The 22,332-nt window shown below is 73.0% G+C and carries 23 protein-coding genes; 14 read left to right on the top strand and 9 right to left on the bottom strand.

Annotation, left to right across the window (positions count from 1 at the left end; translation table 11 throughout):
- The first annotated feature begins 19 nt into the window (after window positions 1–19).
- The gene (ftsZ, locus tag VFG42_RS02080; protein ID WP_324904740.1) at window positions 20–1,096 is read left to right on the top strand and encodes a cell division protein FtsZ; all 1,077 of its coding nucleotides are present in this window, start codon (window positions 20–22) and stop codon (window positions 1,094–1,096) included.
- A 227-nt stretch (window positions 1,097–1,323) separates the two neighbouring features.
- Window positions 1,324–1,449, top strand: coding sequence for a hypothetical protein (locus VFG42_RS02085; RefSeq protein ID WP_324904742.1), 126 nt, complete (start codon window positions 1,324–1,326; stop codon window positions 1,447–1,449).
- A gap of 63 nt (window positions 1,450–1,512) precedes the next feature.
- On the opposite strand, the gene VFG42_RS02090 is transcribed toward VFG42_RS02085, so the two are convergent.
- Window positions 1,513–1,758 carry a hypothetical protein gene (locus VFG42_RS02090; RefSeq protein ID WP_324904744.1) on the bottom strand — a complete coding sequence of 82 codons (246 nt, stop codon included), beginning with the start codon at window positions 1,756–1,758 and terminating at the stop codon, window positions 1,513–1,515.
- Between the two features lie 115 nt (window positions 1,759–1,873).
- Here VFG42_RS02090 and VFG42_RS02095 point away from each other — a divergent pair, with 115 nt between their 5' ends.
- The 5 genes from VFG42_RS02095 (at window position 1,874) to gcvPB (ending at window position 6,867) form a co-directional block, all read left to right on the top strand.
- Window positions 1,874–2,371 carry a ferritin gene (locus VFG42_RS02095; protein WP_324904746.1) on the top strand — a complete coding sequence of 166 codons (498 nt, stop codon included), beginning with the start codon at window positions 1,874–1,876 and terminating at the stop codon, window positions 2,369–2,371.
- A 34-nt stretch (window positions 2,372–2,405) separates the two neighbouring features.
- Window positions 2,406–3,488, top strand: a complete 1,083-nt coding sequence (gcvT, locus tag VFG42_RS02100; RefSeq protein ID WP_324904748.1) for a glycine cleavage system aminomethyltransferase GcvT — start codon at window positions 2,406–2,408, stop codon at window positions 3,486–3,488.
- A gap of 11 nt (window positions 3,489–3,499) precedes the next feature.
- Window positions 3,500–3,886 (top strand): glycine cleavage system protein GcvH, encoded by a 387-nt coding sequence (gene gcvH, locus VFG42_RS02105; protein WP_324904750.1) that lies wholly within the window; start codon window positions 3,500–3,502, stop codon window positions 3,884–3,886.
- A gap of 21 nt (window positions 3,887–3,907) precedes the next feature.
- Window positions 3,908–5,290, top strand: a complete 1,383-nt coding sequence (gcvPA, locus tag VFG42_RS02110; protein WP_324904752.1) for an aminomethyl-transferring glycine dehydrogenase subunit GcvPA — start codon at window positions 3,908–3,910, stop codon at window positions 5,288–5,290.
- 98 nt (window positions 5,291–5,388) lie between these two features.
- Window positions 5,389–6,867, top strand: a complete 1,479-nt coding sequence (gcvPB, locus tag VFG42_RS02115; protein WP_349260373.1) for an aminomethyl-transferring glycine dehydrogenase subunit GcvPB — start codon at window positions 5,389–5,391, stop codon at window positions 6,865–6,867.
- Window positions 6,868–6,916: 49 nt separating this feature from the next.
- Here gcvPB and VFG42_RS02120 read toward each other — a convergent pair whose 3' ends face one another.
- The 4 genes from VFG42_RS02120 to VFG42_RS02135 all read right to left on the bottom strand — a co-directional run bounded on the left by VFG42_RS02120 (window position 6,917) and on the right by VFG42_RS02135 (window position 12,109).
- The gene (locus tag VFG42_RS02120) at window positions 6,917–8,269 is read right to left on the bottom strand and encodes a hypothetical protein (RefSeq protein ID WP_324904756.1); all 1,353 of its coding nucleotides are present in this window, start codon (window positions 8,267–8,269) and stop codon (window positions 6,917–6,919) included.
- A 5-nt stretch (window positions 8,270–8,274) separates the two neighbouring features.
- Complete coding sequence (locus VFG42_RS02125) at window positions 8,275–10,515, bottom strand: MMPL family transporter (protein ID WP_324904758.1); 2,241 nt, start codon at window positions 10,513–10,515, stop codon at window positions 8,275–8,277.
- A complete protein-coding gene (locus VFG42_RS02130; protein ID WP_324904760.1) occupies window positions 10,512–11,471 on the bottom strand; it encodes a S8 family serine peptidase in 960 nt (319 codons plus the stop codon). Before VFG42_RS02130 ends, VFG42_RS02125 begins: the two co-directional genes overlap by 4 nt.
- A 95-nt stretch (window positions 11,472–11,566) precedes the next feature.
- The gene (locus VFG42_RS02135; RefSeq protein ID WP_324904762.1) at window positions 11,567–12,109 is read right to left on the bottom strand and encodes a DUF1360 domain-containing protein; all 543 of its coding nucleotides are present in this window, start codon (window positions 12,107–12,109) and stop codon (window positions 11,567–11,569) included.
- A gap of 72 nt (window positions 12,110–12,181) precedes the next feature.
- Between VFG42_RS02135 and trpS the strand changes: the two genes are divergently transcribed.
- From trpS to VFG42_RS02155, 4 genes are all read left to right on the top strand, one after another.
- Window positions 12,182–13,198 carry a tryptophan--tRNA ligase gene (gene trpS, locus VFG42_RS02140; RefSeq protein WP_324904764.1) on the top strand — a complete coding sequence of 339 codons (1,017 nt, stop codon included), beginning with the start codon at window positions 12,182–12,184 and terminating at the stop codon, window positions 13,196–13,198.
- Between the two features lie 54 nt (window positions 13,199–13,252).
- The gene (locus VFG42_RS02145; protein WP_324904767.1) at window positions 13,253–14,026 is read left to right on the top strand and encodes a ScpA family protein; all 774 of its coding nucleotides are present in this window, start codon (window positions 13,253–13,255) and stop codon (window positions 14,024–14,026) included.
- A gap of 79 nt (window positions 14,027–14,105) precedes the next feature.
- The gene (gene scpB, locus VFG42_RS02150) at window positions 14,106–14,864 is read left to right on the top strand and encodes an SMC-Scp complex subunit ScpB (protein WP_324904769.1); all 759 of its coding nucleotides are present in this window, start codon (window positions 14,106–14,108) and stop codon (window positions 14,862–14,864) included.
- 119 nt (window positions 14,865–14,983) lie between these two features.
- Complete coding sequence (locus VFG42_RS02155) at window positions 14,984–15,493, top strand: hypothetical protein (protein WP_324904771.1); 510 nt, start codon at window positions 14,984–14,986, stop codon at window positions 15,491–15,493.
- Between the two features lie 166 nt (window positions 15,494–15,659).
- Here VFG42_RS02155 and VFG42_RS02160 read toward each other — a convergent pair whose 3' ends face one another.
- From VFG42_RS02160 to VFG42_RS02170, 3 genes are read right to left on the bottom strand one after another with little or no spacing between them, the layout of a single operon-like run.
- Window positions 15,660–17,030, bottom strand: a complete 1,371-nt coding sequence (locus tag VFG42_RS02160; RefSeq protein ID WP_324904773.1) for an ankyrin repeat domain-containing protein — start codon at window positions 17,028–17,030, stop codon at window positions 15,660–15,662.
- A 4-nt stretch (window positions 17,031–17,034) separates the two neighbouring features.
- Window positions 17,035–18,030: a 23S rRNA (adenine(2503)-C(2))-methyltransferase RlmN gene (gene rlmN / locus VFG42_RS02165; RefSeq protein WP_324904775.1), complete on the bottom strand. Its 996-nt coding sequence runs from the start codon at window positions 18,028–18,030 to the stop codon at window positions 17,035–17,037.
- A gap of 19 nt (window positions 18,031–18,049) precedes the next feature.
- Entirely contained in the window at window positions 18,050–18,370 is a 321-nt protein-coding gene (locus tag VFG42_RS02170; RefSeq protein WP_324904777.1) for a hypothetical protein, read from the bottom strand.
- A gap of 20 nt (window positions 18,371–18,390) precedes the next feature.
- On the opposite strand from VFG42_RS02170, the gene VFG42_RS02175 reads away from it, so the two are divergent.
- Complete coding sequence (locus VFG42_RS02175; protein WP_324904779.1) at window positions 18,391–19,110, top strand: pseudouridine synthase; 720 nt, start codon at window positions 18,391–18,393, stop codon at window positions 19,108–19,110.
- Here the strand turns inward: VFG42_RS02175 and VFG42_RS02180 are convergent.
- Window positions 19,046–20,416 (bottom strand): sensor domain-containing diguanylate cyclase, encoded by a 1,371-nt coding sequence (locus VFG42_RS02180; protein WP_324904781.1) that lies wholly within the window; start codon window positions 20,414–20,416, stop codon window positions 19,046–19,048. The genes VFG42_RS02175 and VFG42_RS02180 overlap by 65 nt on opposite strands.
- Window positions 20,417–20,492: 76 nt before the next feature.
- Between VFG42_RS02180 and aroH the strand changes: the two genes are divergently transcribed.
- Both aroH and VFG42_RS02190 read left to right on the top strand, forming a co-directional pair.
- Window positions 20,493–20,870 (top strand): chorismate mutase, encoded by a 378-nt coding sequence (gene aroH, locus VFG42_RS02185; protein ID WP_324904783.1) that lies wholly within the window; start codon window positions 20,493–20,495, stop codon window positions 20,868–20,870.
- 33 nt (window positions 20,871–20,903) lie between these two features.
- Complete coding sequence (locus VFG42_RS02190; RefSeq protein WP_324904785.1) at window positions 20,904–22,007, top strand: pyridoxal phosphate-dependent aminotransferase; 1,104 nt, start codon at window positions 20,904–20,906, stop codon at window positions 22,005–22,007.
- Window positions 22,008–22,332: the final 325 nt, after the last annotated feature.

Genomic DNA, 22,332 nt, shown 5'->3' on the forward strand with positions numbered 1-22,332 from the left:
GGACAGGAACTTCAAGCACATGGAAAGCGGCAGCTACCTCGCGGTCATCAAGGTCGTCGGCGTCGGCGGCGGCGGGACCAATGCGGTCAATCGCATGGTCGACGCCGGCCTGCGCGGCGTCGAGTTCGTGGCCGCGAACACCGACGCGCAGGCGCTCGCCATGTGCGACGCCGACATCAAGCTGAACATCGGGCACGAGCTCACCAAGGGCCTCGGCGCCGGCGCCAACCCGGACGTGGGCTTCGGCGCCGCGGCCGAGTCGCGCGACGACATCAAGGAGGCGCTGAAGGGCGCCGACATGGTCTTCGTCACGGCGGGCGAGGGCGGCGGCACCGGCACCGGCGCCGCGCCGGTCATCGCCGAGATCGCCAAGAACGAGATCGGCGCGCTGACCGTCGGCGTCGTCACCAAGCCGTTCGAGTTCGAGGGCACGCAGCGCATGCGGCAGGCCGAGGAGGGCGTCCAGCGCCTCCGCGACGTCGTCGACACGCTGATCGTCATCCCGAACGAGAAGCTGCTGGCGCTCGTCGAGCGCCGCACGACGATCCTCGAGGCGTTCCGCGAGGCCGACAACGTCCTGCGCCAGGGCGTCCAGGGCATCACGGACCTGATCACGATCCCCGGTCTGATCAACCTCGACTTCGCCGACGTCCGCACGATCATGCAGGACGCGGGCAGCGCGCTGATGGGCATCGGCCAGAGCGGGGGAGAGACCCGCGCCGCCGACGCCGCCAAGACCGCGATCAGCAGCCCGCTGCTGGAGCAGTCGGTCGAGGGCGCGACCGGCATCCTGCTGAACATCACCGGCGGTCCCGACATCGGCCTGTTCGAGATCAACGAGGCCGCCGAGATCGTCCAGGGCGCGGCCGACTCGAACGCCAACATCATCTTCGGCTCGGTCATCGACGAGTCGCTGGGCGACGAGGTTCGCGTGACGGTCATCGCCACGGGCTTCGACCACGGCCGCGCGCGTCCGCGTCAGGCCCGCGAGGAGACGCGCGAGACCGCGCGTCGTCGTGACCGTTCGCCGCGGGTCGAGCGCGAGTCGCTCGAGATCCGCGACGACGAGATCGACATCCCGCCGTTCCTGCGCTGAGCGGCCGCCACTGACCGAACGGTCGGCTCCGGGCGCCCTGTCGGCGCCCGGACGCCCCGGCCGTCTCGCGGGCGCCGACACCCCTCCGAACGACCAGGTTCGGTCCTCTGCCGGACGCTCGAATCCCGAAAACCGGGGATGGCGCGCGACGCTGGACTTGACGACACTAAGGGGAGCACACCCGTTCCACCTGTTCCCTTCGCAAGGACGCCCAGCAAATGCAAGACATGACCACGGACGAGCTCGCAGAGCTCTTGGCCCAGTTGGAGCTGAGCACCGAGGACTCGCGCGACGAGCTCCTCACCGACTTCCTCGTCCGGCCCTACCCGACCAGGGTCACGCAGGACAACTGACGTCCTGGGTCGCCTCGCCGGCCTCGACGCCCGCTCGGGCGGAGGCGACGCGCGAGGCGCGCGCTACGCCGCGACCGCCGCGGGGCTCTCGCCGCGCCGTGCCGACTCGAGCTCGTCGAGCATCCGCTCGATGTGGTCGGGCAGCGGGCGGCGGGCGATCCCGACGGTCCCGGTGAGGACCTCGCCGAAGAGCGAGTTGACGGCGTCGGCCTGGGTCTCGCGCAGGCGGGCTCGCGCGGCCGCCGCCAGCACGACCGGGCAGTCGTTGCAGCGAGGGCAGGAGCGGCAGCAGCGGGACGTCGAGGGCATGAGCCGAGCGGGAGCGTAGCACGACTCGTAGGGCGCCCTAAGCAGGGTGCCCTAAGGGAATTTCGGTGGCCCTAAGTTGTTGATGTTCTTGAAACTTTTGGGTAGGGTCGCCGCCATGCCCTCAGAGCGCTTCGTCGACGCCCTCAACGACCAGATCGCGATGGAGTTCGCGGCGGCCCATCAGTACACGGCGATCGCCGCGTACTACGCCGACAAGACCTGGCCGCAGCTGTCCTCGTTCTTCTACAAGCAGGCCGACGAGGAGCGCGAGCACGCGCTCAAGATGGTCAACTACCTGCTCGACACCAACGCGCCGGTGAAGATGCGCGGGGTCGACCAGCCGCAGACGGACTTCGACGACCACATCGCTCCGATCCGCCTCGCGCTCAAGCAGGAGCAGTCGGTGACGGTCTCGATCAGCAACCTCGTGTCGGTCGCGCGCGAGACCAACGACTACCGGTCCGAGCAGTTCCTGGACTGGTTCCTGGAGGAGCAGACCGAGGAGGAGTCCTCGATGTCGGACCTGCTCGACATCGCCGAGCGGACGGCGACGGTCCCGATGCTGCTCGAGGAGTACCTGGCGCGCGAGACGCCGGGCGGGCACGCGGGCTGAGGAGCCGCTCACAGCGACTGCTAGCCTCGGCCGGGTGGCCGCCGCCCCGACCGAATCCGCGCTGAAGCGCACCGCTCTCCACGACAAGCACGTCGCCGCCGGCGCGAAGCTCGTCCCGTTCGCCGGCTGGGAGATGCCGGTCCAGTACCCCGAAGGGGTGAAGGCCGAGCACCTCGCGACGCGGGCGACGGCCGGCGTGTTCGACGTCTCGCACATGGGCGAGATCGCCACGTCGGGCAAGGACGCCGAGGCGTTCCTGCAGCGCCTGCTGTCCAACGACGTCAGCAAGCTCCAGACCGGCGGCGCGCAGTACAGCGTGCTGTGCCGCGAGGACGGCGGCGTCCTGGACGACCTCTTCACCTACCGCCTGGCCGCGGACGAGTTCCTCACCGTCACCAACGCCGCCAACCACGAGAAGGACCTGGCGTGGTTCCTCAAGCAGGCGGAGGCCTTCGTCGGCGACGTGACCGTCGAGGACGTCGCGTCGCGGTACGCGATGCTCGCCGTGCAGGGCCCGCAGGCGCGCGAGATCGTCGGCGCGCTCTCCGACGGCCCGCTGCCCGATCGCTTCACTTGCCGCTACAAGGTGCTGCGCGGCCGGCGCGTGCTGGTCTGCGGCACCGGCTACACGGGCGAGGACGGCGTCGAGCTGCTGCTCGACCCCGCCGACGCGCCGATGATCTGGGACGAGGTCGTGCGCCGCGGCGCGGTCCCGACCGGCCTGGCCGCGCGCGACACGCTGCGCCTGGAGGTCGGGTACCACCTCTACGGCAACGACCTGATGGAGTCGCGCGGGCCGATCGAGGCCGGGCTCGGCTGGGCGTGCAAGGAGGACACCGGGTTCATCGGGTCCGACGCCGTGCGCGCGGTCCGCGAGGCCGGCCCGTCCGAGAAGCTCGTCGCGTTCACGATGGAGTCCGGGATCGCCCGTCAGGGCAATCCCGTCATCGGCGGCGGCGAGGTGACGTCGGGGACGATGTCGCCCTCGCTGGGCATCGGGATCGGCATGGCCTATGTGCCCGCCGCGTCCGCCGAGCCCGGCACCGTCATCGAGATCGACGTTCGCGGCAAGGCGCGCAGCGCCACCGTCGCGAAGAAGCCCCTCTACAAGAAGTAGGCTGCCGCGCCATGGCTGACGCGAGCTACCCCACCGACCTGCTCTACCACTCCGAGCACGACTGGGCCCGCATCGATGGCGACACCGCCGTCTTCGGGGTCACCTGGTACGCCCAGGACGCTCTCGGCGAGGTCGTGTTCTTCGATCCGCCCGAGGTGGGCTCGACGGTCACCGCCGGCGAGTCCTACGCCGAGGTCGAGTCCGTCAAGGCGGTCTCCGACGTCGTCGCGCCGCTGTCGGGCGAGATCGTCGAGGTGAACCTCGGGCTGGGCGACACGCCTGAGAACATCAACAACGATCCGTACGGCGACGGCTGGATGGTCAAGGTCAAGCTCTCCGACGAGTCGGAGACCTCGACCCTGCTGGACGCCGCCGCCTACGAGGCGACCCTCTCTTAACTCACTCCCCGAAGGACCCCCTTGACGCAGTACACCGCCGTCACGGACGCCGATCTGGCGGAGATGCTCTCCGCGATCGGCGTCGGCTCCGTCCAGGAGCTGTTCGACCGTCAGATCCCGGCCGATGTGCGGCTGGGGCGCCCGCTGGACCTCCCGGCCGGGCTGCCGGAGCAGGAGGTCTACGCGCACCTGCGCGACCTCGCCGCCCGGAACACCTCGGCCGAGGACGAGATCACGTTCCTCGGCGCCGGGATGTACGACCACTACGTCCCGGCGGTCATCGACATGCTGCTGGGGCGGTCGGAGTTCCTGACGCCGTACACGCCGTACCAGCCGGAGGTGTCCCAGGGCAACCTCCAGGCGATGTTCGAGTACCAGACCGCGATCAGCGAGCTGACCGCGCTGCCGGTCTCCAACGCGTCCGTGTACGAGGGCCCGTCCGCCGTCGCCTCCGCGGGCTACCTCGCGCGGCTGGCCAACGGCAAGCCCAAGTTCGTGGTGTCGCGCGGGCTGCACCCGCACTCGCGCGAGACGCTTCAGACCTACGCGCACGGGTTCGGCGCCGAGATCGTCGAGGTGCCGCTGAAGGACGGCGTCACCGACGCCGCCGCGTGGGCCGAGGCGATCGACGAGAACACCGGCGCGGTGTTCTTCCAGCAGCCGAACTTCCTCGGCGCGGTCGAGGACGCCGAGGCGCTGGCGACCGCCGCCAAGAACTCGCCCGCCGTCGTGATCGGCCAGTACGACCCGATCCCGCTGGGCATCCTCAAGCCGCCGGGCGAGTGCGGCGTGGACGTCGCCGTCGGCGAGGGCCAGCCGCTCGGCAACCGCCTGGACTTCGGCGGCCCGTCGTTCGGCTTCTTCGCCGCCACCGAGGCCTACCTGCGGCGGATGCCGGGGCGGATCGCGGGGGAGACCGTCGACGCCGACGGCCGCCGCGGCTTCGTGCTGACGCTCCAGACGCGCGAGCAGCACATCCGGCGCGAGAAGGCCACGTCGAACATCTGCACGGCGCAGGCGCTCAACGCGCTGGCCGGCGTCGTCTACCTGTCGTGGCTGGGCAAGGACGGCCTGGTCGAGCTGGGCGAGCTGCTGCTGCAGCGCACGCACCACGCGCGTGAGCGCCTGGTCGCGCTGGACGGCGTCGAGGCGCTGCACACCCAGCCGGTCGTCCGCGAGTTCGCGGTGTCGCTGCCGGGCGTGGACGTCACGGCGGTCATCCGCCGCTGCCAGGCCGAGGGCGTCAACCCGGGCTTCGCGCTCGGGCGCGAGTACGACGAGTTCTCCGACGGGTTGTTGGTGGCGTTGACCGAGCAGCGGTCCAAGGCCGACATCGACAAGCTGGTCGACGTCCTGGGCGCCGCGGTCGCGGCCGAGCGCGGCGCGGTGGGGGCGACGGCATGAGCCGGCCGCTGGACGACAACCACCTGCACGCCGACCCCGGCATCGAGGCCCATCCCTTGCATCACGAGATCCCGGTGTCCTCCGAGGGCGCCACGCCCATGCAGCGCGACCGCGCGACGACGATCTTCGAGAAGGGCGCCGCCGGGCGTCGCGCGTTCGTCGCGCCGAAGCTCGACGTCCCGCGGGTCGACGGGCTGCTGCCCGACGGCTTCCGCCGCGCCTCCGAGGCGCGCCTGCCGGAGGTCTCCGAGCCGGAGCTGGTGCGCCACTACGTCAAGCTGTCGCGCCGCAACTTCGACCTCGACACGGGCTTCTACCCGCTCGGGTCGTGCACGATGAAGCACAACCCGCGCCTGCACGAGCGGGTCGCGGGCCTCAGCGGCCACTCCCGCCTGCACCCGCTGCAGTCGCCCGAGCACTCGCAGGGCGCGCTGGAGTTGATGTACAACCTGGAGCGCGCGCTGGGCGAGGTGAGCGGCCTGCCGCACGTCTCGCTGCAGCCGAGCGCCGGGTCGCACGGCGAGCTGGCCGGCGTGCTGCTGACGCGTGCGTTCCACGAGGACCGCGGTCAGACGCGCACGAAGGTGCTGACGCCCGACACCGCGCACGGGACCAACCCGGCGACGGTGACGATGGCGGGCTTCACGGTCGTCAAGGTGGGGACCAACCCCGACGGCGGCGTCGACCTCGACGACCTCCGGGCCAAGGCGGACGAGACCGTCGCCTGCCTGATGCTGACCAACCCCAACACGTTGGGCGTCTTCGACCCCAACATCACTGAGATCGCCCAGATCGTCCACGACGTCGGCGCGACGCTCTACTACGACGGGGCGAACCTCAACGCGATCATGGGCAAGGCGCGCCCGGGCGACATGGGCTTCGACATCGTGCACTTCAACCTGCACAAGTCGTTCACCCAGCCCCACGGCGGCGGCGGCCCGGGCTCCGGCCCGATCGCGGTCAGCGAGCGCATGAAGCCGTACCTCATGAACCCGCGGATCGTGCGCGGCGAGGACGGCGTCTTCGACCTCGACGACCACGGCTACGAGAAGTCGATCGGCCGCCTGCGCGGGTTCCAGGGCAACTACGGGTGCTTCGTGCGCTCCTACGCCTACATCCGCTCGCTCGGCGCCGAGGGGCTGACCGACGCGAGCGAGACCGCGGTGCTCAACGCCAACTACCTGCTGGCGCGCCTGACGGCGCTCGGCGTGGCGGACAAGCTGCCCCTGGCCTTCGGGGACCTGTGCATGCACGAGTTCGTGCTGAGCGGGTCGCCGATGAAGAAGGACCTGGGGATCAAGACCCTGGACCTGGCCAAGCGGCTGCTCGACCACGGCTACCACCCGCCGACGGTCTACTTCCCGCTGCTGGTCGACGAGGCCCTGCTGGTCGAGCCGACCGAGACCGAGACCAAGGAGACGCTCGACGGCTTCGCCGAGGCGATCGCGGCGATCCTCACCGAGGCGGGCTCCGACCCCCTCATCGCGCAGAGCGCGCCGTACACGACGCCGGTCCGCCGCCTCGACGAGGCGGGCGCGGCCAAGCGGCCGATCATCCGGCAGCCGATCCCGGCCTAGCGCGGAGCGCGGCGCGCCACGCTCGGCGCGCCGCGCTTCCGCCCCTGCCTCAAGACGACGGCTTCGTCAGCCGCGCCAGCCGCGGGCTGCCCTGGCTCTTGGACGTGATGTCGCACAGCCACGACCCGAGGCCGTCCCCGCTGCTGGAGACCGCCAGCGACGGCTTCGCGCAGTTCTTGTCGCCGCCGCGCTGCGCCACCTGGTCGTAGGCGCCGGGCGGGTTGCTCGAGGAGCTGGAGCGGGCGGTGAGGATCCGGTTCGGCGCCGAGGACGCGGGGCCGTCGTCCCAGAGCAGGACGACGCGCCCGGAGGCGTCGACGCCGACCGACAGCGTCCGCACGCTCCGCTTGCCCGACGGGCCGACCGCGCGGGTGGCGCCCCAGGTCCCGGACGTCGAGCGCAGCGTCACCCGCGGGCCCGCGCTGGTCAGGTAGAACAGCGCGACGCGGCCGTCGAGCGCGCCCGCCCAGGAGACGGCGCCGGTGACGGCGGTCGAGATCGTCCGCGGCGCCCCGAAGGCGCCGCCGGCGGGCGCGTCGGCGGTCCGCAGCGTGGCGGGCGCGCTCGGCGTCGAGCCCGACTCGACCCAGACCGCGGTCAGCGCGCCGCCGTCGCGCACGAACGTCCGCTCGGACGACACCGGCGCCGTGGCGGTCAGCGTCTGCACGGTCGCGGGCGCGAACGCGCCGGTCCCGTCGCCGCGCGCGACGGCGATCGTCGTCGGCGTGCCGTTCGGGGTCGTCGACGTCCAGGTCACGGTCGGACGCCCGCTGCCGTCGAGCCCGGCCGAGAGGTTCTCGACCTCCGCCGAGCCCGTGTCGGTTCCCAGCACGGTGACGATCGGCGTCGCGTCGGCGCGCAGCGTCGCCGCCTTGATCCACGTCGTCGTCGCGTCGCTCTCGATCCAGGCGACGGTCGCGGTGTTGGCCTGCGACATCGTCGTCGCGACCGCCGACACGCTGCCGGTCGTCGGCAGGACCGTGCCGACCTGCGGCAGCGCGGTCCGCGCGCCGAGCGCCGCCGCCAGCCCGATCGGGCCGACGCTCAGCGTGTCCAGCGACCACGCCGACACCAGCTTGGCGTTGGTGTTGATGGCCAGCGACAGCAGCCCGACGCCCGGACGGCCGTTGGCGTCGATCGTCACGGCCTTGCCCTGCGTCGCGTCGCTCTTGATCGCGCGCATCGCGGCGGTGCGGCTCTGCGACGCGCCCGGCGTGGCGAACAGCTGCACGCCCTGGCCGTTGGGGGCGGCCCCGTAGATCCCGAACGGCACGACCGACGCCGTGTGCGGCGTCGACCAGCCCGGGGCGCTCGCGGTGGCGGCGGGCGCCATCGCGCCGGCCCCCGCGGCGGCGATCAGGCAGGCCGACGCCATCGGCGCCCGACGGAACAAGGACATCATCGACATCACGACCTTCGGCTCAGGGTGGGTTCGGGCTCGGGGAGGGGCGGAGGGGGCGGTGCGGGCGCGCCGCCCTCGATCGAGAAGTTGGGCACGATGCGGTCCAGCCAGCGCGGGAACCACCAGTTCGCGCGGCCCAGCAGCGTCATGACCGACGGGACCAGCAGGCAGCGCACGACGGTCGCGTCGACGGCGACGGCCACGCCCATGCCGACGCCGAACTGCTTGACGGTCGGGTCGCCGTTCAAGATGAAGGCGAAGAAGACGCTCACCATGATGAGCGCCGCGGAGGTGATCACGCGGCCGGTGTGCGCGACGCCGTCGATCACGGCCTGGCGGTTGTCCCCGGTGCGCTCCCAGGCCTCCTTGACGTGGGTCATCAGGAAGACCTCGTAGTCCATCGACAACCCGAAGAGGATCGCGAACATCATCAACGGCACGTAGCTGACGATCGCCACCGCGTCGGCCAGCCCGACGACCTGGACGCCCCAGCCCTTCTCGAAGACCGCGGTCACCACGCCGAACGCGGCGCCGATCGAGATGAGGTTCATGATCCCGGCCGTCAGCGGGATCACCAGCGAGCGGAATGCCAGCACCAGCAGCAGGAAGCTCAGGCAGACGACGACCGCGATCGTCAGGATCAGCCGGCCGGAGATCTCGTCGGCCAGGTCGACGTAGCCGGCGGTCGTCCCGCCGACGTAGGCGGTCATCTTCTGGCCGTCGGTCGCCGCCGGGATCGTCGTGTCGCGCAGGTCGCGCACGAGCGTCTCGGTGGCGTCGGCCGACGGCGCGGAGGTCGGCGTCACGGTCAGCACCGCGGCGGTGCCGTCGCCGTTGACCGACGGCGGGGTCACGCTCGCGACGCCCTTCGCGCCCGCCAGGTCGCGCGCGAGCGTCTGCAGCCGCGGGTCCTGCGCGCCGTTGGCCGCCGGCTGCCGGGAGAGGTCGACCGCGATCAGCAGCGGGCCGTTGGAGCCCGGGCCGAAGCCCGCGGTCATGCCGTCGTAGGCGCGCCGCGCCTGCGTGTCGGTCGGCAGCGCGCCGTTGTCCTGCTGGCCGAGCGTCAGCGACAGCGCGGGGAGCGCCAGCACGGCGAGGAGGATCAGCGCCGTCCCGGCGCCGAGCACCGGGCGGCGGGCGACCGCGTGCGCCCAGCGCGCCCAGCCGTGGGGGTGGCCGTCGGCCGCGCGACCGCCGGCGTCGGCGGCGCGATCGCCGCGCCCGGGCAGCGCCAGCCGGTCGATCCGGTCGCCCAAGATCCCCAACAACGCCGGGAGCAGCGTCGTCGCGGCGGCCATCGCGACGAGGACGACGATCGCCGCCGTGTAGCCGAGCGTCGTCACCAGCGGGATCCCGACGACGGCCAGCGACAGCAGCGCGACGATCACGGTCGTCCCGGCGAAGACGACCGCGCCGCCCGAGGACGCCGCCGCGGCCGCGATCGACGCGCGCGTCTCCATCCCGGCGCGCCGCTGCTCCTGGTGGCGCGTGACGATGAACAGCGCGTAGTCGATGCCGACGCCGAGGCCGATCATCGTCGCCAGCGTCGGCGCGACCGTCGGGACCTCCGCGACGTGGCTGATCAACGTGATGATCGACAGCCCCGCGACCAGGCCGAGGACCGCGGTCGCGATCGGCAGCCCCATCGCCACGACCGTGCCGAACGTGAGCAGCAGCACCAGCACGGCCATGCCGAGGCCGACGGCCTCGCTGGAGTGCGTCTCGGGCTTGGAGACCTTCTGGCCGACGTAGCCGCCGACGGCGACCTTCAGCCCGGAGCCGTGCAGGGCGTTGGTCGCGGCGTCGACGATCCGCTGGGCGCCGTCGACGGTCAGGTCGCCGGGCGCGGGGCGGACGTTGAGCCCGATCACGCCGATGCGGCCGTCCTTGGAGACCACGCCGCCTGCGCCGAGCGGGCTGGTGGCGTCGCGGATGTCGGGGTCGGCCTTCAGCGCGCTGACCGCGTCGTCGATCGGCGTCTTGTAGGCGCTGTCGGTGATGTGCTTGCCCTGCGGCGCGGTGAGCACCACCGGGTTGCTCCCGTTGGCCTGCTGGGGGAAGCGCGACGTGAGCAGGTCGGTGGCGTCCTGGCTGCCGGTGCCGGGCAGCGACAGGTTGTCGGTGGTGTTGGAGCCCACCGAGCCGGCCCAGATCGCCAGCGCGACGACGACGACCACCCAGATCCCGACGACCGGCCACCGGTGCCGGACGCAGAGCGCGCCGAGGCGGTGCAGGCGCGCGCTCACGGCGATCCCGTCAGCGTGCGCAGGAGGTCCAGGCGGCCGCCGGTGGCGACCTCGCCCGTCAGCGCCGGCAGCCGGTCGACGCCGCCCAGCAGCCGCGAGCGCAGCTGCTGGTAGGACATGCCGGGGTGCTCGGCGAGCAGCATCGCCGCCGCGGCGGAGACGAACGGCGCGGCCATCGACGTCCCGCTGAGCACCTTGTAGCGGTTGGTCGGGTAGGTGGACAGGATGCCCTTGGAACGGGCCTCGTCGACCGCGTCGTGCAGGGCCTGCGACGGCTGGGAGGATCCGAACGAGCAGTTGATGATCTTGGCGCCCGACCGGATCGCGTAGCGCATCCCGGCGATCGCGTCGGAGGCCGAGCCGCGCCCGCGGGAGTCCATGAAGCGCACCGGGACGATCGCGGTCGTCCAGCACGTCCCGGCGATCCCGGTCGCGTTGTCGGTCCGGCCGCCGATGATCCCCGCGACGTGCGTGCCGTGGCCGTCGGCGTCGGTCCCGGACCCGTGGCCGGCCTCGATGTTCACGCCGTAGTAGTCGTCGACGTAGCCGTTGTGGTCGTCGTCCTTGCCGTTGGCCGGGATCTCCTTGGCGTTGTGCCAGATGTTGGCGCTCAGGTCGGGGTGGTCGTGCTGGACGCCGCTGTCCAGCTCGGCGACCTTCGCGCAGTGCGTGCGGTGGTCCCAGGCGGCGGGCGCGGAGATCGAGCCGGCGTTGCCGGGCGGGGCGAGCGCGACGCCGTGGCGCGGGCGGACGACGACCGCGTCGATCGAGGGCAGCCGGAGCGCGACCCGCCCGCCGAGCCGGGCGGCGACGGCGGGGGCGCGATGCGCGGCGGTGGCGCTGGAGAAGCGCGCGATCAGCCGACGACTCACCGTGTCCGCCGCGCCCGCACGCGCCGGGGAGAGGTGGGCCTGCGACAGGACCACCACCACGGCGATGAAGGCCGCGGATCTCACGGCGCGAGGCTACCTCCGGGCCCGCGGCGCGTGGTGAAGCTTGGCGGGTCCGCGTCCGGACCGCGGACGTTCTCCGGGTAGCCGGGGTGGGCTTCCTACGTCCGGATTCCGGCGCCGGTGGGGAAGCGTCGGACGTTGGTCTCGCGCTCGCCCGCCTCGCGCGCGTCCTGGGCCGCTCGGGCCCGCGCGGTGTCGGCCTGCGCGCACAGCGTCGTGAAGCCGGACTGCAGCCAGTCGTTGGCGCCCGCCAGCGCCAGCATCGGCACGATCACGCCCGCGTCGCGCGGGCGCAGCAGCCGCAGGCCCACGAGGCCCAGCGCGCTCCACGTCCCGACGCAACGCGTACACGACAACAACTCGCCGACCGCGTAGCGCAGCCGGCGGCCCTTCGGGCGCCGCCGGCCGTCGGGACGCTCCTCCAGGAACGGCTCGCGGACCCACGCGTCGACCTTCTCCTTGGCCACCAGCTTGGCCAGCGCGAACGTCGCCAGCCCGAGCGCCGGCATCTCGGTCGGCCGGATCGGCGTCGTGCGCGTGGACCGCGCCGCCACCACCAGCGCGCCGGTCAGCGCGCCGTACCCGGCCGACAGCGCGGCGTAGTCAATGGGCTTGGTCGGCGTCCGGCTGACGGGGTCCATCCCCTCGCGAGTACCCCACGGTTCGAACCACGAACCGCGCCCGCCCGGCCGCTTCATAGACTCCGCCCGGAAATGCGCATCTTCAGTGGCATCCAGCCCACCGGCCGCAAGCACCTCGGCAACTACATCGGGGCGATCGTCCAGTACGTGGAGGGTCAGCAGCGCGCCGCGGACGCGGGCGACGTCGCGATCTTCTGCGTCGTCGACCTGCACGCGATGACGGTGCCGTGGCAGCCCGCCGAGATGCGCGAGCGGGTCTACGACACGGCCGCGATCCTGCTGGCGGCGGGCCTCGATCCGGAGACGTGCGTCTTCATCCGCCAGAGCGACGTGCCCGAGCACACCGAGCTGGCGTGGCACCTGGGCGCGGTCACCGCGCACGGCGACCTCAACCGGATGCACCAGTTCAAGGAGAAGTCGGCCAAGCAGCGCGACCTGATCTCCGCCGACCTCTTCACCTACCCGGTGCTGATGGCCGCCGACGTGCTCGCCTACCGCGCCGACGAGGTGCCGGTCGGCGACGACCAGCGCCAGCACGTCGAGCTGATGCGCGACGTCGCCCAGCGGTTCAACGAGCGCTTCGGCGAGGTGCTGGTGGTCCCGGAGCTGCGGATCCCGACGGTCGGCGCGCGGATCATGGACCTGCAGAACCCGACGTCGAAGATGTCGACCACGTCCGGCTCGCCGGAGGGCACGGTCTACGTCCTGGACGACGCCGAGGCGACCGAGAAGAAGTTCAAGCGCGCGGTCACCGACTCCGACGACCCGCCGCGGATCGTGGCGGCCGACAAGGAGAAGCCGGGCGTCTCCAACCTCGTCGACATCCTGGCCGCGACGCGGGGGATCACGCCCGACGAGGCCGTCGCCTCGCTGGCCGACGCGCGCGGCTACGGGGACCTCAAGCTGGCCACCGCGCGGGCGGTCAACGAGCTGCTGGAGCCCGTGCGCGCCCGCTACGCCGAGCTGCGCCCCGACGAGGCGCGGCTGGAGGCGATCTTCGCCGAGGGCGCGCGGAAGGCGCGCGCGATCGCGGTGCCGGTGTTGCGGGACGTTCGCCGCGCCATCGGCGTGGGCCCGAATCCTCGGTAAGAGCGGGAAACCCGCGACCGTGGCGTCGGCCCCGGCCGCTACGTTCTCTCGGGTATGAGCACCCTGGTCGCCGAGCTCGAGCTGGACCTCGAGGTCTTCACCGGCCCGTTCGACCTCCTGCTGACGCTGATCCTCCGCGAGGAGGTCGACCTGCTGGAGGTGGAGCTGGCCGACGTCGTCCTCTCCTACATCGACATCCTGGAGGCGCGCGGCGAGCTGGACCTGGAGGTCGCCACCGAGTTCCTCGTGCTCATCGCCGCGCTGCTGGAGCTGAAGTCCCGGCTGATGCTCCCGCGCGAGGAGGAGGAGCTGCTGGACGTCGAGCCCGACGTCGCGCTCGAGGAGCTGCTGGCGCGCATGCTGGAGGCCAAGCGCTACCGCGGCGCGGCGATCCACCTGATCGAGAAGCTGCGCGGCGAGGACGGCGTGCGGTTCCGTAGCGCGCCGCTGCCCAAGCACCTGCAGGTGACCGAGCTGGTCGACCAGGAGGGCGTCTACAGGCCGGCGCGCCTGGGCCGCGCGATCGGGTCGCTGCTGGCGATGCCGCCGCAGGTCAACATCCGCCACCTGACGATCCCGCGCGTGACGGTCGCCGACCGCCTCGCGCACCTGCGCCGCATGCTCGGCCGCGGGCGCGGGCGCACGACGTTCGAGGAGACCGTCAAGGGCGCCGACCGCGTGACGGTCTGCGTGACGCTGTTCGCGCTGCTGGAGCTGTACAAGCAGGGCGAGGCGACCTGGTCGCAGGACGAGCCGTTCGGCGAGATCGAGATCCGCGCCGGCGCGGCAGGCGCGGCCGCCTCGCCGTCCGCGGCCGCCGTGGCGTGAGCGGGGAACGCTCGCCCGGAGGGCGAGGTTCCCTTCCGGGAACTCGCCTGGCGGCTCCTTCCCGCGCCGGAGGTGCTTCGTGACGCCCTTGGCGCGCACGATCGAGGCGCTCCTCTTCCTCTCGGCCGAGCCGGTGACGGAGATGGAGCTGCTCGCCGCGTGCGAGTGCTCCGAGGAGGACCTGGCCGAGGCGCTGGCCGAGCTGACCGAGGCCTTCGCGCCCGGGCAGCGCGGGCTGGAGCTGCGCGAGCTGTCGGGCGGCTGGACGTTGGCGACCGCCGCCGACACCGAGCCCGCCGCGCGCCGGCTGCTGTCCAAGCCGCGCACGCCGCCGCTGTCGCCCGCGCAGGCCGAGACGCTGGCGATCGTCGCCTACCTGCAGCCGGTGTCGCGGCCGGAGATCACGCGCATCCGCGGCGTCTCGGCGGACTCGGCGGCGGGGACGCTGCTCGAGCGCGGCCTGATCGAGGAGTCCGGCCGCTCGCCGTTCGGCGCCGTGCTCTACCGGACGACCTCGCTGTTCCTGAAGCTCTTCGGCATGACGTCGCTGGACGACCTCCCGGACGTCGCCGAGTGGGACCCGACGCCCGAGGAGGAGTCCGACCTGCGCGAGCGCCTGCTGCGCGCGGGCGAGGCCCGGGCGGGCACCGCGCCGGCGACGACCGAGCTGGAGGCCGACGCGGCCGAGGGCGACGCGGCCGACCCGGCGGCCGAGGGGCTGACGCCGGAGGCGGACGCGGAGGCCGAGGCGGCGGAGGCCGAGGCCGGCGCGGCCGCGGGCGAGGAGCCCGAGATCGCCGACGAGCCGCCGACCGACGACGTCCCGCCGTCGGCCTGACAGCCGGCTCAAGCCCCGGCCGACTGTCAATGACAGCCCTGGCGCGGGGCGTCGGTCACGTGTGAGACTCGCGCGGCGCTCGGGGCGCGTGTGGGTCGATCGAAGGTGAGGGAAGAGGAATGATCGAAGACTTCAAGGTTCTCGATGCTCGTCGCACCCGGATCCGTCCGTGGGCGGTCGCGCTGGCGCTGATCGTGAGCGCCATGCCCGTGGCCGGCTGCGGGGATTCGTCCAGCGAGGCTGACGGCCACGCGTCCTCGGCTCAGGCGAAGGCAGCGTCTCGGGGGATGCCCGACCCGCGGGCCGCCACGGCCGCTCACGGCAAGGTGCGCGTCAGCGCTCTGCGGCTCGGCACTCCCGGCAAGCTGATCGTCTCGCCGAAGGGGAGCGTTCCTGGGCCGGGCACTCTCCACTGGTACAAGCTCGGCACGGTCGTGACGATCCGGGCGAAAGACACGAGGACCGCGCGCTTCGGAGGGTGGGGCGGCGACTGCCACGGCAAGCAGCGGGTGTGCCGGTTCAAGCTACGCAGGACCATGGCCGTGGTCGCCGGGTTCGCATTCGACAAGCGGGGCGCGAAGGGGCTCAAGGTCGGCGACCCCCGGCTCAAGGTCGTCGTCAACGACTAGTGTCGTGATCCATTCATCGGTCGCAGCTTTCCGGGATGCTCGGCCCCGTCAGGTGGTCGTCGATGACCGCAGGCGACCCTTTGGGTCGTTGAGGATCAGCGACGAGCGCATGACGGCGGCGAGCGCCCGGAGGCGGCCGGCGAATGAATGAATCACGACACTAGATCTAGGCCGACGTCTCGCCAGGCCGGGCCAGGCGCTCGGCGAGCGCCGTGTGCCCGCCCTGGCGGGCCCAGCCCGAGGCGGTGCCGTGGTGGAGCGCGTCGCGCAGCGACGGGTCGGCGCTCGCGCTGAGGAGGGCGTCGACCGCGCGGGCGTTGCCCGCCTGCGCGGCGATGTGCAGGGCGGTGACGCCGTCGCCGTGGTCGGGGCCGCCGAAGGTCGCGCGCTGGTCGACGTCGGCGCCGAGCGAGACCAACGCCGTGATCGCGTCGGCGCGGTCGACGGCGGCCGCCCAGGTCAGCGCGGTGCCGCGGTAGACGTCGGCCGACGCGTCGGCGCCGAGCGCCACGAGGGCCTCGATCGCCTCGACGCGGCCGGAGCGGGCGGCCCAGGAGAGCGCCTCGTCGAGGATCTCCTGGGGGTCGTCGGAGGGCGCCCAGGCCGGGAAGCCGCCGTGCGGGCGGTAGAAGCCGCGCAGCGCGCCGGCGGCGTCGGTCGGCGCGCCCGGCGTCGGCACCAACTCGGCGATCCGCGCGACGTCCCCGAGGCCCGCGGCGACGCGGAGGTTGTCGGGAAGGCGGCCCGCCGCGGCCAGCGCCGCGGTCACCGACCGGTGCCCCCAGAACAGCGCGACGACCAGCGGCGTCCCGCCCGCGCCGCGCGCGCTGACGTCGGCGGGCGCGTCGCGCTCCAGCAGGAAGCGCGCGAGGTCGGCGTCGTCGCGGTAGGCGGCCTGGTGCAGCGGCGTCCAGCCGTGGGCGTTGGGGTGGTCGATCGCGGCGCCCGCGTCGAGCAGCAAGGCCACCATGTCGACGGTCGAGGCCATGTTGATCAGGGCGTTGCCGTTGGTCCCGCTGACCCGCGCCAGCTCGGGGAACCGCTCCAGGATCGCGCGGACGCCGTCGACGTCCCCGGCCTCCAGCGCCACGTACGCGCGCCGGAACGGGTCGCCGGACTCGTCCAGCGCCCGCGCGTGGCGTCCCAGCGACGACCACGACGGGAACCCGTGGCGCCGCGCGACGACCGTCCGCGCGCCCGCCTCGTCCAGCTCCACGCCCTCGGCCTCGAAGCCGGCGGCGGCGCTCGGCGTGCCGTCGCGCGCGCTCTCCAGCAGCCCGGTCGCGCGGCCCTCGTAGTACTCCATGTCGGTGTGGAACGCGTACTCGCCCGGGTGGCGCTCCACCCACTCGCGCAGCTTCGCCCACGACGCGAACCCGTGCTCGCGCGCCACGACCATCTGCGCGCCCGCGTCCTTCAGCGCCTTGCGCGCGTCGGGCCGCCACGGCGCGACGCGCTCGAACGCCGCGGGATCGCCCTTGCGATGGGCGCGTTCGAGCAGCCGCGCCTCGCGGTGAAGGTCGTCGAGCGATGGCACGGCGCTAGGACGCGGAGGCCAGGGCCTTCGCCGCCAGCTGGCCGCACGCCGCGTCGATGTCCTGGCCGCGCGTGAGCCGCACGGTCGCCCCGATCCCGTGCTCCTCCAGCGCCGCCTTGAACGCGGCGATGGCCTCGCGGCCGGACCCGTCGTAGGAGCCTGTCGGGTTGTAGGGGATCAGGTTGATCTTGTACTTCTTGGGGTCGAGCACGTTCGCGAGCTGGACGGCCTGCCCGTAGGAGTCGTTGACGCCCTTGAGCATCACGTACTCGATGAAGACCATCCGGCGCTTGGCCTCGTAGAAGCGGTCGCACGCCTCCAGGACCGAGGCCAGCGAGTAGCGGTCGTTGACCGGCATGATCCGCGAGCGCAGCGCCTCGTCGGCGGCGTGCAGCGACAGCGCGAGGCGGATCGGCATGTCGGTCTCGGTCAGGCGCTCGATGCCCGGCACCCAGCCGACCGTGGAGATCGCGGTGCGCCGGTTGGTGACCCCGACGTCGGGCAGGCGCCGGCAGGCCTCCAGCACGTTGTCGAGGTTCATCATCGGCTCGCCCATGCCCATGAACACGACGTGGTCGACCTCCTCGATCCGGCGGAAGTGCAGCGCCTGGTCGAGGATCTCGCTCACGGTCAGGTTGCGCCCGAACTTCATCGTCCCGGTCGCGCAGAACGTGCAGGTCAACGGGCAGCCGGACTGCGAGGACAGGCACAGCGAGCGGCGCCCGTCGCGGTAGCGCATCAGCACGGCCTCGACCGGGCGGCCGTCCTTGACCGTCTTGAACAAGGCCTTGATCGTGCCGTCGCGCGAGTGGGCCTCGTTGGTGACCTCCAGCGTGGAGAACGGCACGCGCGCGGCCAGCTCGGCGCGCAGCGGCGCCGGCAGGTTGGTCATGCCGTCGTAGCCGTGCGCGCCGCGCGCCGTCCACTCCCACACCTGCTTGGCGCGGAAGGACGGCTGGCCGAGGTCGCTCAGCGTGGTGTCGAGGAGCTGGAGGTCCATGGGCGAGAGCCCCTACAGGCTAGCCCGCGGAGGCCGGCAGCTCGGCGAACGTCACGACCAGCGACCCGAACGTCGCCTGGACCAGCGCCGGGCGCCCCGTGCCGAAGTCCGTCGTCCCCGCCGCGCTGAAGTCGCCCTCCAGCAGCACGAGCGTCGCGCCGCCGACCGACCACGCCTCGATCCGCCCGGGCGTCGGGTCGATCAGGTTGATGTCGCCGGCGTCGACCTTCAGCAGGTGCCCCTGCACCGACATGGTGGTGTTGCCCTCGGCGGTGGTCGCCGCGACCACCCGCTGCCCGAGATGGTCGCGCAGCCACGCGAGCACGCCGTCGAAGTCCATGCGGGTAGCCTCGCAGGCCGATGCGCCTCGCGAAGTTCCTCGCCCACGCCGGAGTCGCCAGCCGCCGCGCGGCGGAGGCGATCGTCCGCGAGGGCCGCGTCGCGGTCGCGGGGGAGATCGTCACCGACCCGGCCCGCGACGTCGACGGCTCCGAGCCCGTCACGGTCGACGGTGCCCCCGTCGCCATCGCCGACCAGCGCGTCGTCTGGATGGTCCACAAGCCGCGCGGCGTCGTCTCGACCGCCAAGGACACGCACGGCCGCCCGACGGTCGTCGCGATGGTCGACGAGCCGGGCAAGCGGCTCTATCCCGTCGGCCGCCTCGACGCCGACACCACCGGCCTGATCCTGCTCACCGACGACGGCGACCTCGCCAACCGCCTCACGCACCCGCGCTACGAGGTCCCCAAGACCTACGTGGCGCACGTCGGCGCCTTCGTCGACGAGCGGGAGCTGCGGCGGCTGCGCGAGGGCGTCGAGCTGGAGGACGGCCGCACCGCGCCCGCCCAGGTGCGCCAGCTCGAGGTCGGCGTCCTGCAGCTCACGATCCACGAGGGCCGCAAGCGCCAGGTGCGCCGCATGTGCGCGGAGATCGGCCATCCGGTCACCGAGCTGCGGCGCGTCGCGTTCGGCCCGCTGCGACTCGGGGACCTGGGGGAGGGCCGCGTGCGGCGGCTCAGCCCCGCTGAGGTCCAGCGCCTGCGCGACGCAGCGGCACCACCTGCGCGCGCGCCGGGCTGACCACCTGGTCACGCCCGTGCGCCTTGGCCTGGTTGAGCGCCAGGTCGGCGGCGGCGAGGGCGTCGGCGACCGCGGCGTCGCCGGAGCCGACCATCGCGATCCCGGCGGACGCCGTCGTCCGGACGTCGTGGGCCCACGTGCCGACCTTCTGCTCGCGGACCGCCGCGATCGCGCGGTCCATGGCCATCGTGACGCCCTCGGCGTCGGTGCCCGGCAGCAGGACCAGGAAGCCCTCGTCGCCGGAGCGGCCGAGGACGTCGCCGTCGCGCAGCACGCCGCGCAGGTTGCGCGCGACCGACATCAGCACCGCGTCGGCGGCCAGCGGCCCGTGCTCGTCGCCGATCCGGCGCAGCCCGTCGACGTCCAGCAGCGCGAGGCCCAGCGGCACGCCGGACGCGCGCTGGGCGTGCAGGTGCTCGGCGGCCACCAGCGTGGCGGCGCGGGTCCGGACGCCGGTCAGCGGGTCGCGGGCGCCGGCCCGCTCGTCGGCGCGCACGCCGAGGACGCCGAGCCGGCCCAGGCCGCCCGCGACGACCGACAGCAGCAGCGCCGAGCCCGCGAGGTCCAGCGCGCCGGCCGCGTACCAGCCGACGGTGTCGCGCGAGAGCGCGGCGAGCGTCAGCGCGGTCCCGGCGAACGTCGTGGCCACGACGATCAGCAGCCGCCGCTCGATCGCGCTGCGCCGCCCGCGGCGGGCGACGACGACCAGCGCGACGAGGTCGAGCCCGAGCGCGATCGGCGCGGCGAGCAGCCCGGAGTCCGAGAGCCGGTCGCCGGAGACGATCGTCGGCAGCGACGGGCCGATCGCCACCACGACCGCGGTGATCGCCGCGACGACCGCGATGACGAAGCCGCAGGCCAGGCGCAGCGCGCGCAGCCGGCGGGCGGTCGGCCCGGCCAGGCGGCGGCGCCACTCCGGCGGCCCGCCCCAGAGCGCGAGGGCCAGCGCCGGCGGCAGCCCGCCGTGCCAGACCGCCCACAGCCACGCGGCGGCCTGCGGCCCCGCGTCGATGACCGCGCCGTGCTCGGCGCCGAAGACGCCGCGCAGCACCAGCAGGTGGACGACGGCCAACAGCCCGGCGCCGAGGTAGGCGCCCGAGAGGGCCAGCAGCTGCGACGACCCGAGGCCGAGGAAGCGCGCGGCCAGCAGCCCGGCGGTCGCCAGGTCGCAGAGCGCGACGAGGACCAGGCAGACCGGCAGGAACGCCGAGGACGAGCCGAGGTCCTCGCGGAGGAACGGGAGCAGCGCCAGGCACCCGGCCAACATGCCGAGCACGAGGACGCGACGTGCGGGAGGCGACGCCATCGACTGGGATGTCGGCCGCCCGCGGGTCAGGCCGCAGGCTCCTGGACGAACGAGCGACGCCGCACTTCCTGACATCATGCCGCGTCCGATGCGCCTCTTCGCCCTCCGTGGGGCCAACACGGCCGAGAACAACACGTCCGCGGACATCCTCTGGGCCACCGAGACGTTGATGAAGGAGATCCTGCGCCGCAACGACCTGACGCCGGACGACGTCGTCAGCTGCATCTTCACGGTCACTGCCGACCTCGACGCCGACTTCCCGGCGGTCGCCGCGCGGCGTCTCGGCTTCGACCAGGTGCCGTTGATGTGCGCGCAGGAGATCCCGGTGCCCGGCTCGCTGCCCAAGGTCGTGCGCGTGTTGATGCACTACCACGCCGCCGAGGACCACACGGCCAAGCACGTGTACCTCGGCGAGGCCCAGCGGCTGCGCCGGGACCTGGAGTCCGCGCAGTAGCCGGGCCGGGAGGGACCGATACCCTCCCGGGCGATGGCGATCGAGTTCTCCGCGGCGGTCCGCCGCATCCCCGTCTATCCCGCCGCGGCCGCCTACGCGCTGCCCGAGGACGTCGCGCTGCTGGCGTCCAACGAGTCGCCCGAGCCGCCGCTGGAGCCGGTCGTCGCGGCCGTCCAGGCGATCCTGACCGGCGTCAACCGCTATCCGGATCCGACGAACGCGAAGCTGCGCGGCGCCCTGAGCGATCGCTACGAGGTGCCGGCGTCGCGGATCGCGATCGGCAACGGGTCCTGCGACATCCTGCTGGCCGCCGGCGAGGCGCTGCTGGAGGAGGGCGCCGAGCTGGTCTACGCGTGGCCGTCGTTCAGCGTCTACCCGCACCTGGCGGCCGCGACCGGCGCGACGCAGATCCAGGTGCCGCTCAACGACGCCCAGGAGCACGACCTCGACGCGATGCTCGCGGAGATCACCGCCGCCACGCGCCTGGTGGTCGTCTGCAACCCCAACAACCCCACGTCGACGGCGCTCCCGCTGGACGAGATCGCGGCCTTCGTCGCGCGCGTGCCCAAGCACGTCTGCGTGATCCTCGACGAGGCCTACTGCGAGTACAACACGCTCGACGACCCCGACGCCTCGATCGACCTGTTGAAGAAGCACCCCAACCTGGTGCTGTTGCGGACCTTCTCCAAGGTGTACGGGTTGTGCGGCCTGCGCGTGGGCTACGCGCTGTGCGGAAGCGACGCCTTCGTCACCGCGGTCAACCAGGTCCGCCAGCCGTTCTTCTGCAACGCGGCCGCCCAGGCGGCGGCGGTGGAGTCGCTCAAGCACGGCGACGCGGTCGCGGCCCGGGTCGAGCGCGCGATCGTGGCGCGGCTGGAGCTGGAGGACGGGCTGGGCGAGCTGGGCATCGCGCCCGCCGCGTCGCAGGCGAACTTCGCGTGGTTCGACCTGCCGAGCCGGGACGGCGAGGAGCCGGGGGAGACCGAGGCGCGCGTGGTCGCCGGGTTGACCGAGCGCGGCGTGCTGGTGCGCGCCGGGGCGGCCCTGGGCCGGCCGGGCGCGCTACGGGTGACCTACGGGACGCCGGCACAGAACCGGCGCTTCCTGAGCGTGCTCGGGGCGTTGCTGGGGGCGTAGCGCACGCGCCGTTCGCCACCGAACGAGCGGCTTCTGAGGGATCGGGGTCGAGTATTGACTGCATAGCAGTCATAGGGCGACCCGCATCCCCCAGCCACCCGGCACGACGGCGCCTTCCCACAGCCCAACGCATCTGCTTACATACGCGCCGCAGCATGTCCCGCTCGCCCTTCACCACGCGCACTTCGCACGCCGGCCCGGCCGGTGGCGACGCGGTGGTCGCGAACGGGTCTCTCGTTGCTTGGTATTGGCGATTTAGCTAGGCGCTCGGTCCGGCCGTGTGGCCGTGTCCCTGCGGGCCATTCGCGTCCGCGGACCCTCGGGG

Origin of the sequence: Baekduia sp., assembly GCF_035685985.1 — a bacterium.
Taxonomy (GTDB): Bacteria; Actinomycetota; Thermoleophilia; order Solirubrobacterales; family Solirubrobacteraceae; genus Baekduia.

Excerpts from the sequence above, each read along its gene's own strand:
- gcvPB (WP_349260373.1), top strand. The coding sequence starts at position 5,389 with ATGCAGCGCGACCGCGCGACGACGATCTTCGAGAAGGGCGCCGCCGGG.
- VFG42_RS02170 (WP_324904777.1), bottom strand. The coding sequence starts at position 18,370 with ATGGACTTCGACGGCGTGCTCGCGTGGCTGCGCGACCATCTCGGGCAG.
- VFG42_RS02090 (WP_324904744.1), bottom strand. The coding sequence starts at position 1,758 with ATGCCCTCGACGTCCCGCTGCTGCCGCTCCTGCCCTCGCTGCAACGAC.
- VFG42_RS02135 (WP_324904762.1), bottom strand. The coding sequence starts at position 12,109 with ATGGACCCCGTCAGCCGGACGCCGACCAAGCCCATTGACTACGCCGCG.
- ftsZ (WP_324904740.1), top strand. The coding sequence starts at position 20 with ATGGAAAGCGGCAGCTACCTCGCGGTCATCAAGGTCGTCGGCGTCGGC.
- aroH (WP_324904783.1), top strand. The coding sequence starts at position 20,493 with ATGCCGCGTCCGATGCGCCTCTTCGCCCTCCGTGGGGCCAACACGGCC.
- VFG42_RS02095 (WP_324904746.1), top strand. The coding sequence starts at position 1,874 with ATGCCCTCAGAGCGCTTCGTCGACGCCCTCAACGACCAGATCGCGATG.
- gcvH (WP_324904750.1), top strand. The coding sequence starts at position 3,500 with ATGGCTGACGCGAGCTACCCCACCGACCTGCTCTACCACTCCGAGCAC.
- VFG42_RS02085 (WP_324904742.1), top strand. The coding sequence starts at position 1,324 with ATGACCACGGACGAGCTCGCAGAGCTCTTGGCCCAGTTGGAGCTGAGC.
- VFG42_RS02145 (WP_324904767.1), top strand. The coding sequence starts at position 13,253 with ATGAGCACCCTGGTCGCCGAGCTCGAGCTGGACCTCGAGGTCTTCACC.
- trpS (WP_324904764.1), top strand. The coding sequence starts at position 12,182 with ATGCGCATCTTCAGTGGCATCCAGCCCACCGGCCGCAAGCACCTCGGC.
- VFG42_RS02190 (WP_324904785.1), top strand. The coding sequence starts at position 20,904 with ATGGCGATCGAGTTCTCCGCGGCGGTCCGCCGCATCCCCGTCTATCCC.
- VFG42_RS02120 (WP_324904756.1), bottom strand. The coding sequence starts at position 8,269 with ATGATGTCCTTGTTCCGTCGGGCGCCGATGGCGTCGGCCTGCCTGATC.
- VFG42_RS02175 (WP_324904779.1), top strand. The coding sequence starts at position 18,391 with ATGCGCCTCGCGAAGTTCCTCGCCCACGCCGGAGTCGCCAGCCGCCGC.
- VFG42_RS02155 (WP_324904771.1), top strand. The coding sequence starts at position 14,984 with ATGATCGAAGACTTCAAGGTTCTCGATGCTCGTCGCACCCGGATCCGT.
- VFG42_RS02180 (WP_324904781.1), bottom strand. The coding sequence starts at position 20,416 with ATGGCGTCGCCTCCCGCACGTCGCGTCCTCGTGCTCGGCATGTTGGCC.
- rlmN (WP_324904775.1), bottom strand. The coding sequence starts at position 18,030 with ATGGACCTCCAGCTCCTCGACACCACGCTGAGCGACCTCGGCCAGCCG.